Origin of the sequence: Nocardioides phosphati, from assembly GCF_014646375.1 — a bacterium.
Classification (GTDB): domain Bacteria; phylum Actinomycetota; class Actinomycetes; order Propionibacteriales; family Nocardioidaceae; genus Nocardioides; species Nocardioides phosphati.
Window position 1 is genome coordinate 1 of sequence record NZ_BMNI01000014.1, and the last position, 12,188, is coordinate 12,188.

General features: G+C 66.8%; 9 protein-coding genes and 1 pseudogene. 4 read left to right on the forward strand and 6 right to left on the reverse strand.

Annotated elements, in window-relative coordinates; genetic code table 11:
• Positions 1–378: 378 nt before the first annotated feature.
• Genes IEX47_RS16630 through IEX47_RS16640 form a run of 3 tightly spaced genes read left to right on the forward strand, consistent with a single transcriptional unit; the run spans position 379 to position 2,338 of the window.
• On the forward strand, positions 379–1,077 hold the full coding sequence (locus IEX47_RS16630) for a DUF4956 domain-containing protein (RefSeq protein WP_188785141.1): 699 nt from the start codon (positions 379–381) through the stop codon (positions 1,075–1,077).
• Between the two features lie 35 nt (positions 1,078–1,112).
• A complete protein-coding gene (locus tag IEX47_RS16635) occupies positions 1,113–1,877 on the forward strand; it encodes a polyphosphate polymerase domain-containing protein (protein WP_188785142.1) in 765 nt (254 codons plus the stop codon).
• Positions 1,878–1,894: 17 nt separating this feature from the next.
• On the forward strand, positions 1,895–2,338 hold the full coding sequence (locus tag IEX47_RS16640) for a lamin tail domain-containing protein (RefSeq protein ID WP_188785143.1): 444 nt from the start codon (positions 1,895–1,897) through the stop codon (positions 2,336–2,338).
• Positions 2,339–2,831: 493 nt separating this feature from the next.
• Here the strand turns inward: IEX47_RS16640 and IEX47_RS16645 are convergent, their stop codons facing one another.
• The 3 genes from IEX47_RS16645 to IEX47_RS16655 form a co-directional block, all read right to left on the reverse strand.
• Positions 2,832–3,449: a hypothetical protein gene (locus IEX47_RS16645; protein WP_188785144.1), complete on the reverse strand. Its 618-nt coding sequence runs from the start codon at positions 3,447–3,449 to the stop codon at positions 2,832–2,834.
• Between the two features lie 80 nt (positions 3,450–3,529).
• Positions 3,530–5,335 (reverse strand): Ig-like domain-containing protein, encoded by a 1,806-nt coding sequence (locus tag IEX47_RS16650; protein ID WP_188785145.1) that lies wholly within the window; start codon positions 5,333–5,335, stop codon positions 3,530–3,532.
• 145 nt (positions 5,336–5,480) lie between these two features.
• Positions 5,481–7,163, reverse strand: coding sequence for an ABC transporter ATP-binding protein (locus tag IEX47_RS16655; protein WP_229662958.1), 1,683 nt, complete (start codon positions 7,161–7,163; stop codon positions 5,481–5,483).
• On the opposite strand from IEX47_RS16655, the gene IEX47_RS18220 reads away from it, so the two are divergent.
• Entirely contained in the window at positions 7,162–7,647 is a 486-nt protein-coding gene (locus IEX47_RS18220; RefSeq protein ID WP_229662959.1) for a PH domain-containing protein, read from the forward strand. The two genes, IEX47_RS16655 and IEX47_RS18220, sit on opposite strands and share 2 nt — an antisense overlap.
• A gap of 53 nt (positions 7,648–7,700) precedes the next feature.
• Here the strand turns inward: IEX47_RS18220 and IEX47_RS18155 are convergent.
• From IEX47_RS18155 to IEX47_RS16670, 3 genes and pseudogenes are all read right to left on the reverse strand, one after another.
• Positions 7,701–8,621: pseudogene (locus tag IEX47_RS18155) on the reverse strand (ABC transporter permease); the annotation flags it as partial.
• Positions 8,618–10,180 carry an ABC transporter permease gene (locus IEX47_RS16665; RefSeq protein ID WP_188785148.1) on the reverse strand — a complete coding sequence of 521 codons (1,563 nt, stop codon included), beginning with the start codon at positions 10,178–10,180 and terminating at the stop codon, positions 8,618–8,620. The gene IEX47_RS16665 and the pseudogene IEX47_RS18155, both read right to left, overlap by 4 nt.
• 64 nt (positions 10,181–10,244) lie before the next feature.
• Complete coding sequence (locus IEX47_RS16670; RefSeq protein WP_188785149.1) at positions 10,245–12,044, reverse strand: ABC transporter family substrate-binding protein; 1,800 nt, start codon at positions 12,042–12,044, stop codon at positions 10,245–10,247.
• Positions 12,045–12,188: the final 144 nt, after the last annotated feature.

Consider the following 12,188-nt stretch of genomic DNA (forward strand, 5'->3'; position numbering starts at 1 on the left):
GATCACCGAGGAGGTCGCCATCAGCGCCTAGCGACACGCCCGACGGAGGATTCGTTTCGTACACCACGCCTAGGGACTTGACCATTCCCCGACGCTGTCTGGCGCAGGGCCGCAGCGACGACGGGGGGACGCATCGCCACGGCCCTGACAGATCCAAGCGTCCCACGTGTGCGTGGGGCAACAAAGGCCCTAGGCATCAGGGCCCGGGCCCGAGATCACGCCGTCAGCCGCAACGAGTTGGCACAACCACCCGTTGTCCGATGTTCAAGCGGGCGCGTCATGAACGTTAGATGAACCCGTCTGAAACACGAGAGGGTGTTTGTGACATATAGTTGGTGAGGCAGTGTTGCTAGGCTGCCTTGAGGGGGGAGATTTCGCATGGGAGTTGCGTCCTTGATTGTTGACCCGTTCTTCTGGGAGAACTGGGTGAGCGACCGCAGTGGAGCCATTTTGCATTCGCTGGCGGTCGACGTGGTGACGATGCTCGCCATCACTTTCGGCGTCTATTACCGGCGTCACCGCCGGTCTGACTTGGTGCTTGCGTTCATGGCGCTCAATGTCGGGCTCTTCGCCGTCGGAGTCCTGATCGTTAATCAGGCCCAGGTTGGGATGGGGTTCGGCTTCGGGCTCTTCGCGATCCTGTCGATCGTTCGGCTTCGCTCTGACCAGGTTGCGCATCAGGAGGTCGCCTACTACGTCGTGGCGCTGGTCATCGGGCTGCTGAACGGCATGACTTTCCACGACCGATGGCTGGTGAACCTGCTCAACATCGCCGTGGTCGTCCTGATGGCTCTGCTGGACAACGGTGTGGTGCTTCCGAACTCGCAGCGCCAGTTGGTCACCCTCGACACGGTCCACGCGACCGAGGACGACCTGCGCGCGGACCTCGAAGCGCGGATGAACTGCAAGGTGCTCCACGTGATCGTCCAGCAGGTCGATTATGTGAGGGAGACGATGCTTGTCGACGTACGCCTCCGGCCCTTGCCAGCCGAGGCGGCACGTCCACGGCGGATCGACGGTCAGCGTGTTGCCGAGGCGCGCGCCGCTCAGGCTCCTGAGGCGCTGGAGTCGTTGTGAGCGCCTCAGCGATCCTCGAGGCCGCGACTGCCCGGATGGCCGGGCTCGGGCTGGAAGAGGTCAACGAGCGCGCCGCGCTGATGACGCGGGTGGACCGGAAGTACTTCGTCGACGCGTCCACGCTGGACCGCTTCTTTGACCTGGTGGACGACGATTTCGCGGTGCTGGAGATCGGCGGGAAGCGGCTGATGGGCTACCACTCCACCTACTTCGACACCGCCGACCTCGCGACGTACCGGGACCATCTGAAGGGGCGGCGACGCCGGTACAAGGTGCGGCTGCGGACCTACACCGACACCGGGACTCACTTCCTGGAGGTCAAGCACAAGGGCCTGCGGGCGGTGACGCGCAAGACTCGCGTTCCCTACCTCGGCGAGCTTGAGGTCGGCGGTCCGGTGCCGCGGCTGGGCGAACCCGGCCACGCATTCGTCTCCGACGTCGTCGCCAACGCCTACCGCCAGCCCCTGCCGGGCCCCCTCGCGCCCTCCTATGCGACGACGAACCGCCGGGCGACACTCGTGTCATTGACAACCGATGCACGCGTCACCGTCGACGTGGACCTCCGGCTCACCGAGAGCGACACGCAGCGCGTGGCCGGCCTGCGCTCGCAGTTCGCAATGATCGAGACGAAGTCCGGTCGCGGAGCCTCCAGCGCCGATCGCGCCCTGCGCCAGCTCGGGGTCAGGCCGGTCAAGGTCAGCAAGTACTGCGCGGCCGTCGCGCTGCTCCGACCCGACCTCCCCTCGGCGCCGTGGCGCCGCGTCGTCCGTACCTACTTCGCTCCGGCAATCGCCGGATAACCCCGAAAGAAGCTGACATGAAGCGAGTCCTCACCCTCGTCGCCGTGCCCCTCCTGCTGGCGTTGCTGTCTGCCCCCGCCGAGGCGGCCAGTTCGCTACGGATCACGAAGATCCACTACGCCCAAAGCGGCACCGACCTGAACACCGAATACATCGTGTTCAAGAACTTCTCCAGCTCCGCGAAGTACCTGACCGGCTGGAAGATCTGGAGCTCGCCTGGCACCGACAACCAGTACTACAAGTTCGGCACCACCCGCGTCGCCGCCGGCGCTTCCCTCACGCTCTACACCGGGCGCGGCACCAACACCACGACCAAGCGCTACTGGGGCAACGTCGCGACTGCGACGTCCAACGGAGCGGTCTGGAACAACGACGGCGACTACGCCGTCCTCCGCAACAGCAGCGGAACGACCATGGACACCTGCCGCTACGCAGGCGGCGGCACAACCATGTACTGCTAATCCTGCCAGCCCCCAGGCCACCCCTTGACAAGGACGCTTTGACGGCACGGTCAAAGTGTCCTTGTCAAGGGGTCGCCTGCTGTCCTTCACCTGGTGGGCGAGCCGCCGAGCAGCCAGTCACCCACGCGAACGTAGCGGATGTGCGCGGAGGATTCGGCTGGCCCCTGCGCGGCAAGCGCTTCCGCTGCTTGGCTGCCATCGGCAAATGCGCCGATGCCAATCTCGTTGTCTGGAGCTCCCTCAAGAACGACGAAGGCACCGGATCCAGGGATAGGCCCGGGGGCGGTGCCGTGCCATGGCACGGCCTCCCAACGTACTTCTAAATCCGGGAATGTCCGCCTGACGCGACTTGCAACTTGGCGCGCGTCAGCATCAGTCGCGACGACTCCAGCGAAGGGTTCGCTGTGCCCAGGTCCTGTTCGGGCGTAGACGAAGCAGCAAGTCGGCTGATCGCGCTCGGCTTGCCGATGGAACAGTTTAGGAGTCGGCAGTTTCATGCTCCGCACTTGAGTTGCTGCTGGCCCTGGTAGACGCGGGCGTAGTACGTGTTTCCGCGGTAGAGGATGCTGCCCCACGTGGTTCCGGCCCAAGTGGTGGATTCAGAGCTCTTGCACCAGTACTCAACGTTGTACGAAGTGTAGGAAGCAGCTCCGTAGTTCGTGCCCGTGTAGGGGCCCTTTGAGCGCCACCACAGTGCCCACTTGTACTTCAGGGTCGTCTCGTGGTGGATGCTCGTCACGGCCACGCTGCACTTCGTGTACGGCTTGGCCCCGACTGCGCCGTAGCCGCTCGATGCACGCAGGTACACGACGCTCGGATAGAGGACACAGGGGCCGTACTGGACGCTGGCGGCGTTGATACTGGCCGATCCGCCGGAGGCGAGCGCATCGAGGATGGCGGCCGCCTCCGCTGTTGAGTCAGCCAGCACATACTGCGACGGCTGGTCTTCGAGCGCGGGAACGGGCGGATCAGTGATCGGATCCTCCGTCAACGACGCCGGGTCAGCGACCGGGGCGTCGGCCGCGTGTGCGGGCGCCTGGAGCCCCAGGCCGACTGTTGCGAGCACGACAACAAATGCGCCAACCCGAAGGCGCCACGTCGATCCGTCCATCAAGTCCCCCTCTGGAACGCAGAATTGCGACAGGCGTCACATTACGAATTCGCGGCGGCCACCGTGGGTACTCCAATTTTCTATCGGCCTTGGCCGAGGCGCCTCGTGAAGGCCTGAGAGTTTAAGGTCGAGTCGCCCAGGTGGGGCCAGGTCAAGCCGTCACCGTGGGGCCAGTTCGAGTTGACACAACCAACCCGGACCAGGCCGAGCGCCGTGGTGCTCACCTCGAGGCCGCCGGCGCCACGTGCTCCCTGCACCACGACCGGGTCGCCGTAGTCGGCGTCGCGCCAGTCGTTGGTGACCGGGAACTCGAGCACCCCACCCGCCGTGACGCTGTACGTCGGTGCCGTGGCGTGCTTGCGCAGCTTCGGGGTCCCGCTGCCGGCGTCGTCGCGGACGGTGAGGGTGACCTCGCCGTCGTCCTGGGAGCTACGGCGCGAGCCGCCGTCGGAGATGGTGTAGCCGAAGTGGACGGTGCCCGAGACGCCGGGGTCGACAGTGGCGAGCAAGGTCTGGCGGTCGGGCGCGATGCTGACCTGCACGTCGTCGCGGGTCACGCCCTTGACGTCCACGATCGAGAGGATGCCGTCGGAGCCGATCAGGTCGTTGTCGAGCACGTGGAGCACCGACGTACGACCGTCGCGGACGCCGAGGTGGTCCGGGTTGGCCTGGGGCGGCGTGGAGGTCTCCGCCTCCGTCTTCTCGCTGTCCTTATCGTCCTTCTGCTTCGTCTTCCGGCGGAACGCCTCCCAGTTGGAGATCAGCTGGGGCGAGCCCGACGTGACGTCCCACGTCATGCCCGACTTCTGGTCGTTGAGGACCACCTGGTTGCGGTTGACGCGGAAGACGAGGTCGGCGCCGGTCTGGATCTTGAACGTGTAGGTCTGCACGCGGTCGTCGCACACCGAGGAGAGCGTGCCGGTCACACCGCTCCCCCACGCCGCGAAGGCACAGCCGCCGGGCATCACGACGGGAGCGGCTGCGGACTGCTGGGGCCCGACCTTCTGCAGCACCCGCTTCGTGCCGGCGTCGAGCCCCACGGCCAGCAGGGACTCGGGCGTGGCGACGAGGACGTCGGAGCTGTCCGGCCCCGCCTGCTGGAGCAGCGCGCCGTCACCGACGTTGGTCAGCGCGTCGTCGGGCGTTGCGAGGTTGCCCTTGTCGTCGAGCATCAGGGGCTGGCCGCCGACAGCGGACATCTGCGCCAGCGCACCCGGGATGTCGGCACCGAGCTTCTCGGTCGTCGGCGCCGTGAACCCGGGGCCATCGTCCGCCCGGCGCAGGGACACGAGCCGGCCCTCGTCGGTCGACGCCACGTAGACCGTGCCGTCCCGCCCCGCGACGCCGATGGCGCCTCCGCCGGCCCGGGCGACCGGCCGGGTGTCGGCAGTCAGGCCGTCGAGCGACATCGCCCCGATCGAGGGGTCGACGGTGGTCGCCCACACCTTGCCGGTCGTCGGATCGACCGATGCGAGCGAGTCGCCACCGAGCAGCGCCAGCCGGCCACCGGCTGTCACGCGCTGCTGGTCGAGGCCCTTGCCCAAGGCGGCGTCGACCGGCATCAGGCTGCCTGTGGAGCGGTCGACCGAGACGATCGCCGAGCCGTCCTGCAAGACGTCGAGCGACGTGCGCGCGACGAAGGGGTCACCGTCGAAGACACGGGCGTCGATCTGGGCGACCGGCACGTTCTGCCGCCCGATCGCGCCCATGGCCTGGTTGGTCACCCAGACGCCGCCGTCGTTGAGCTCGGCCTTGTGCACCGGGTAGCCGTCAGCGTTGACGGCGTACGCCACGAGGATGCCGGCGATGACGGCAAGCGCGGTCGATGCCGCGACGGTGGTCCTGCGCCGGCGTACGACTTCACGCGTACGCGCCCGAGAAAGCACGTCCTGATCCCCCTTGTGCACTGCAAGTGGCGTCAACCTAGCCGAGTCCAGCGGGCGACGTCGATGGGGAGAACTACTCGCCTGTTCCTCGGACGCTGCGGCAGGCGCAGCGTCCGAGGACACTCAGGTCCGGTGCCCGGGAGGGTCAGGGCCGGTGGCCGGCGGCGAGCCTGCTTTGCTCGATCAGGCGGTCGCGCTCCTCGCGGCGCAGGCGCTGCTCCGTGGGGTTGGGCACGGGAACCGCGGAGACCAGGCGCTTCGTGTAGTCGTCCTTCGGGTCGTGCGCGACCTCGTCGCGCGGCCCGATCTCCACGATGCGGCCCTTGTGCATGACGGCGATCCGCTGCGTCAGCTGCTCGACGACACCGAGGTCGTGACTGATGAACAGACAGGCGAAGCCACGGGACTGCTGCAGCTCGTGGAAGAGCGCCAGCACGCGCTCCTGCACCGAGACGTCGAGCGCGGACGTCGGCTCGTCGGCGACGAGGAGCTCCGGCTCGAGTGCCAGGGCGCGAGCGATGCCGACACGCTGCCGCTGGCCACCCGACAGCTCGTGCGGGTAGCGGTTTCGGAAGCTCCGCGCGAGCTGCACCGAGTCGAGGAGCTCTTCCACGCGGTCGCTGAGCGCCTTGCCGCGCAGCTTGCGGTGGAGGTACATCGGCTCGCCGATCGACTCACCGATCGGCAGCCGCGGGTTGAGCGACGAGCCCGGATCCTGGAAGACGAACCCGACCTTCTCGCGCAGGGGCCGCAGCTTGCGGGCGTGGGCGCCGCGCATCTCGATGCCGCCGACCAGGAGCGAGCCTGAGGCGACTGGCTGCAGGCCGACGAGCGAGCGACCGACCGTCGTCTTGCCCGACCCGGACTCGCCCACGAGGCCGAGCACCTCACCGGGGCTGATGTGGAAGGAGATGCCCTCGACGGCGGTGAACTCGGGCTGCTTGCCGCGGCGTGGGTACTTCAGCACCAGGTCGGTCGCCTGGACGACGGGAGCGGCGCTGTAGTCGACCGACGGCATCTCGAAGTCCGTGCGGGGGTTGCCGAAGTACGGAACGGCAGCCAGCAGCCGCTGGGTGTAGGCGTCCTGCGGGTGCTCGAAGACCTCGACCGTGTCGCCACGCTCGACGACCTTGCCGTCCTTCATGACGATCATCCGGTCGGCCATGTCAGCCACCACCCCCATGTCGTGCGTGATCAGGATGATGCCGCAGTCGATCCGGCTGCGGAGGTCGCGCATGAGCTTGAGGATCTCGGCCTGGACGGTGACGTCGAGTGCGGTCGTCGGCTCGTCGGCGACGAGCAGCTTCGGCTCGCAGGCGAGCGCCTGGGCGATCATCGCCCGCTGGCGCTGTCCGCCCGAGAGCTGGTGCGGGAAGCTGTCGAAGCGACGCTCCGGGTCCGGGATCTCGACCATCGTCAGGAGCTCGATCGCGCGAGCCTTGGCGGCCTTCGGCGTCAGGTCGAAGTGCGACCGCAGGGTCTCCACGATCTGGAAGCCGATCGTGTACACCGGGTTGAGCGCGGTCATCGGCTCCTGGAAGATCACCGCGATCTCCTTGCCGCGGACCCGGCGCATCGGAGCCCCGGTCAGGCCGATCAGCTCCTTGCCGTCCAGCTTCGCGCTGCCGGTGGCGCGGCCGTTGGACGGCAGCAGGCCGAGGAGCGACATCGACGTCTGGGTCTTGCCCGAGCCGGACTCGCCGACGATGGCCAGTACCTCGCCGCGACCGACGGTGTAGTTGACTCCCTCTGCGGCGGCGATCCACTCGCCGTCGACGAAGAACTCGACGCTGAGGTCGGTGACCTCGAGGATGGGACGATCAGACATGCGCATTCACTCCGGACGCTTCCTGGGATGGACGGCCATGGGTGTCGCCGTGGTGGTGACGGTCGCCCTGGCCGCCGCTGGTGAGCTGATGAGCGTGCGCACGTTGTGCGCGCTGGTGTTCGGGCTGGCGGGTTACGCGGCGTACGTGCGTCCGTACGTCGACATCAGCCCCGGCGAGGTGGTGCTGGCGAACCCGCTGCGCACCGTCCACGTGCCGTGGCCGACGATCGAGTCCGTCAACGGTCGCCTCGGCCTGCGCATCCAGACCAAGCACGGCGCCTACACCTCCTGGGCAGCGCCGCAGCGCGGACGGCTGCACGAGGACGTCCTGCGCCAGCTCGAGGAGCATCGTGCGGCTGGTCATCTCGACGACCCCCGCTTCGCGCCGCCGCGGCCGGAGATCCGCTGGAACAGCGACGTGCTCGTGGCTGCGGCCTTCGTGTCGGCCTTCGCCATCGCCTTGGCGCTGGGCACCTTCTTCTGACGAGGGTCGAACGCGTCGCGCAGGCCGTCGCCGATGAAGTTGATGCAGAGCGCGAGGATGACGATCACCAGACCGGGCCACCAGAAGAGCCAGGGGCGTGAGCTGAACGCGCTCTGGTAGTTGGAGACCAGCCAGCCCAGGGAGACCTGCGGCGGGTTGATGCCGAAGCCGAGGAACGACAGGGCTGTTTCCAGCAGCACGGCCGACGACATCAGCAGCGTCGTCTGGACGATGATCACGCCCATCGCGTTGGGCAGAATGTGCTTGAAGATGATCCGCGTGGGGCCTGCGCCGGAGATCCGCGCCGCATCGACGAACTCCCGCTCGCGCAGTGCCAGGAACTCACCACGCACCAGACGAGCCAGCGTCATCCAGAGGATCGCGCCCAGCACTGCGGCGAGCATCCACGGTGCAGCGTGGTTGAACTTCTTGCCGAGCACCGCGCCGACGACGATCACCGGGAAGGTGAGGAAGAGGTCGGTCAGACGCATCAGGGCCTGGTCGGCCCAGCCGCGGTAGTAGCCGGAGACGGCGCCGACGACGATGCCGATGACCATGGCCACGAGGCCCACGACGACCATCACCATGATCGAGGTCTGGGTGCCCTTCATGACCAGTGCGAAGACGTCGTGGCCGACGTCGTCCTGGCCGAAGGGGTGGATCCCCCACGGGATGACCCCGAAGGCCGAGCTGGGATCGCCGTCGTCGACGATCTGCGGCAGGTCGGTGACGTTCCACCGCCACCACCCGGGCACGTCGACGCCCAGGATCCGGAAGCCGACCGAGCTGAAGGCCAGCAGGACCACGGCGATCAGGACGAGAACGCCACCGATGGCGCCCTTGTGGTGGAGGAACCGCTTGCGGACGATCTGGCCCTGGGACAGGCCCATGACCTCCTTGAGCTCGATCGCGTTCTCGATCGGCCCCTCGAGGTGCTCTCCGGAGCGTTCCACGGAGTGAAGGTCGTGTGTCATGCGTCCACCCGGATGCGAGGGTCGAGGACCGCGTAGAGCAGGTCAGCGACGATGTTGGCCAGCGGTGCGAGCACCGCCACGATCAGCAGATAGCCCATGGCGGCGTCGAGCACGTTCTCGTGGAGCGCGGTGACGAACAGGTTGCCCATGCCCGACCAGCCGAAGACGGTCTCGGTGATGAGCGCACCGCCCAGGACGAAGAGGATGTCGACCGGGACGACCGAGGCCAGCGGGAGCAGCGCGTTGCGGAACGCGTGGCGCATGATGACCGTCCGCTCGGTCAGGCCCTTGGCCCTCGCCGTGCGGATGTAGTCCTGGTTGAGCACCTCGAGTGTCGAGGCGCGCACATAGCGGGTGTACGACGCCATGGAGACGAGCACGAGCGTGATCGACGGCAGCAGGATGTGGGTCAGCAGGTCGGTCGTGTGCATCCAGTACGAGCCGCCGAGGTTGGGCGTCGAGTCACCCGACGTCGCGATCGGACGGCCGTGCACCCACGAGGAGTGCGCGTAGTCGTACCAGGTCTGTGCCAGCCGGTCGAGGAAGAGCATCCCCGCGACGAAGAACGCCGTGATCGCCGCCGTGCGTGCGGAGCGGCTGCGCTCCGTGCCGCCCCAGGCGAAGCCGACGCCGATGCCGACGAGCATCGCGACGACACCGAGCAGGAGGACGATCGGCCACGAGGCGGGTACGGCGTTCCAGAAGTAGAGCATCGGGTAGTACAGCGCGGCACCGATGCCGGCGACCGTGAGCGCGGAGTACAGCGCCTTGCGGTTGCGCAGGCCGGTGCTCAGCGCCGTGATGCCGAACGCGATCGCGACCGAGAAGACGAGCACGCGCAGGAGGTCCAGGGGCCCGCCGGAGCTTGGGGTGACGAAGAACTCGGTCAGGTTGGCGTAGACCATGAGGGCTCCGACCGCCAACGCGGTGATGGCACCGATGCGCAGGATCCGCCCACGGCCTCCGCCGCAGGCTGCGCCCACCGCGAGACCGGTTACGAGCGCGACACCGATAATCCAGACGGCGGAGAACTGCCCACCATTCTGGATGAAGTCGTTGAAGTCGATGGCGAGGAAGGACTTCATCATGACCGCGACCCAGAAGACCGGGAGCGAGTACATGAGGAACGACATGAAGGTGATGCTGTAGTCGAAACCGCTGTACTGCCGCAGCGCGCTGACGATGCCGATGGCGGCACCGATCACGACCGCGAGCACGGTGGCGACCAGGACCAGCTGCAGGGTCGTGACGACGGCTCCGCTGAGCATCGAGGTCACCGCCTCGTGCGTGCGCCAGTTGGTGCCGAGGTCACACATGCCGTAGGTGCACCCCGCGGCGCCCTTGAGCCAGTCGAAGTAGCGGACGATCACCGGCTCGTCGAGGTGCAGCTGGGCAGTCAGGTGGGCAATCTGCTGCTGCTTCGCGGCCGACGGCATCGTGCTGGAACGCAGGACCGACAGAGGGTCCACGGCGATCGCGACCAAGAAGTACATGAGGAAGGAAGAGATGAGGACGACAATCGCGGAGGTCGTCAGGCGTCGTGCAAGAAAAGTGATCATGGCGTCATGACCCGCGTGGGGTGCGTCCGTCGCCGGACGCACCCCACTCAGGCGTGGCTTCTTTCTACTTGGCGGTCCAGTTCCAGAAGCCGTAGAACATGTTCGGCGAGAGGTACGCCGGGTCCAGGCCACCGATGGTCTTGCTGTCGTAGAAGACGACACCGGGGAACTCGAAGATCGGCAGCGTCACGGCGTCGCCGTAGATGGCGGTGTCGATCGTCTTGAGCAGCTTGATCTGCTCGGCCTGGTCGGTCGTGAACTGCAGCTGGTTGTAGGCCTTGTCCACGGTCGGGTTCTTGTAGCCCTGGAAGTTGGAGCCAGCGCCACCGACGTAGTTGGCCATCGAGCCGAGGACGGACGTCGTCGTGCTGTTCCAGCCGAAGAAGATCGCGTCGTAGGACTTGTTGCCGAGCTTCGCACTCCAGTCGCCGTCGCCCGTGTCGACCATCTTGAAGCCGGCCTTGGTCTCGGCGGCCGCCGCGAGGGCGTACTCCGCGGCACGACGCGGGTTGGTCTTGTCGTACATCTCACGGACGACAGGTGCCTTGGTGACGCCGGCCTGCTTCAGCAGCGCCTTCGCCTTCGCGATGCCCTCCTCGCCGCCGGCACCATACGAAGCTGCGCCGTTGGTCTTGGAGATCTCGTCATAGCCGGGCGCACCGGCGAACGTCACCAGCGACTGGCGCAGCTCGCTGTCGGGCACGATCGGCTTGATGATCTTGTCCATGATCTCCTGGCGCGGGTAGGCCATGAGGAACGCCTGACGGACGAGCTTCGCCTTCTGCTCGTCGCCGCCGTAGCTCTTCGGGTCGAACGGACCACCGTTGTTGACGGTCAGGTCGATGTGCTCGTAGGTGCTCTCCGGGCGGCGGATCATGTCGAGACCCTTGCCCTGGGCGTCCTTGACCGAGTCGACGGTCGCCTGACCCTCGTACGCCGACATCTCACCGTTCTTGAGAGCCGCGAGGCCCTGCGTGGCGTCGGTGAAGAACTTGACCGTGATCTGGTCGACCTTGCCCTTGTGGTCGCCCTCGTACTTCGGGTTCTTCTTGACCGTGACGTACTGGCCCTTCTTGGCCGCGCTCACCACGTACGGACCGCTGCCCACGAGGAGCTGCTTGTCCTTCGGGGTGTCGGCGAAGTCGTAGCCGGAGTTCCAGAAGTTGGCGAGCTTGGCGAGCGCTGCCTTGTCCTTCGTCTGGAAGGCCTTGATCACCGCGGCGTTGCCGGCGTCGGCGTCCGTGGTGCCGAGCGCCTCCGCTGCGAGGACGTGCGCCGGGGTGCGCAGCACGTTGAAGAAGTCGAGCTCCCAGTCGGCGAACGGCTTGTCGTAGGTGAGCGTGACGGACTTGCCGTCGGCGCTGACCTCGGGGAACTTCGAGATGTACTGGAAGCCGTTGGCGCCGGCACCGGCGGCGTTGAAGTACGCCTCGCCCTTCGGTGCGGTGGTCGCGCCGGTGTTCTCGTCGGTCTTCACATCGTCGGCCTTGACCGTGTTGAAGTTGCCGCTGTTGGCGCCGTAGCCGAGGATCAGGTCGGCGGCCGAGACCGGCACGCCGTCGGACCACTTCGCCGTGTCAGCGAGCGTGTACTTGACCGTCAGCGGGCTGTCGGAGGTCTTCTCGTACGTGCCGAACGAGGTGTCCTTCTGCAGCTTGTTGTCGGCGTCGAAGTAGTTGAACTGCGAGTTCGTGAGGTACGCGATGTTGGCGTTGGTGACGTTGTTGCCGGTGCCCGTCTGGTCGTTGAGCGAGTAGAACGGCTGGTTCCAGCCGACCGTCAGCTCGGAAGACCCACTGCCCTCTTCACTCTTCGTGACGCCATTGCAGGCCGCGAGCGCGGTCGCCGCCACCGTGAGTCCCACCGCTGCCACGCTTACGCGGCGGCGCCTGGAGTTGTTCATCCCGTTCCTCCTCGGTTCTGCGGGCACCCGACAGGCACCCCCTGAGGGGACACTAGGACCGGACAACTGGTCTGGCGATCACCTGAACGTAACGATCCGGACACG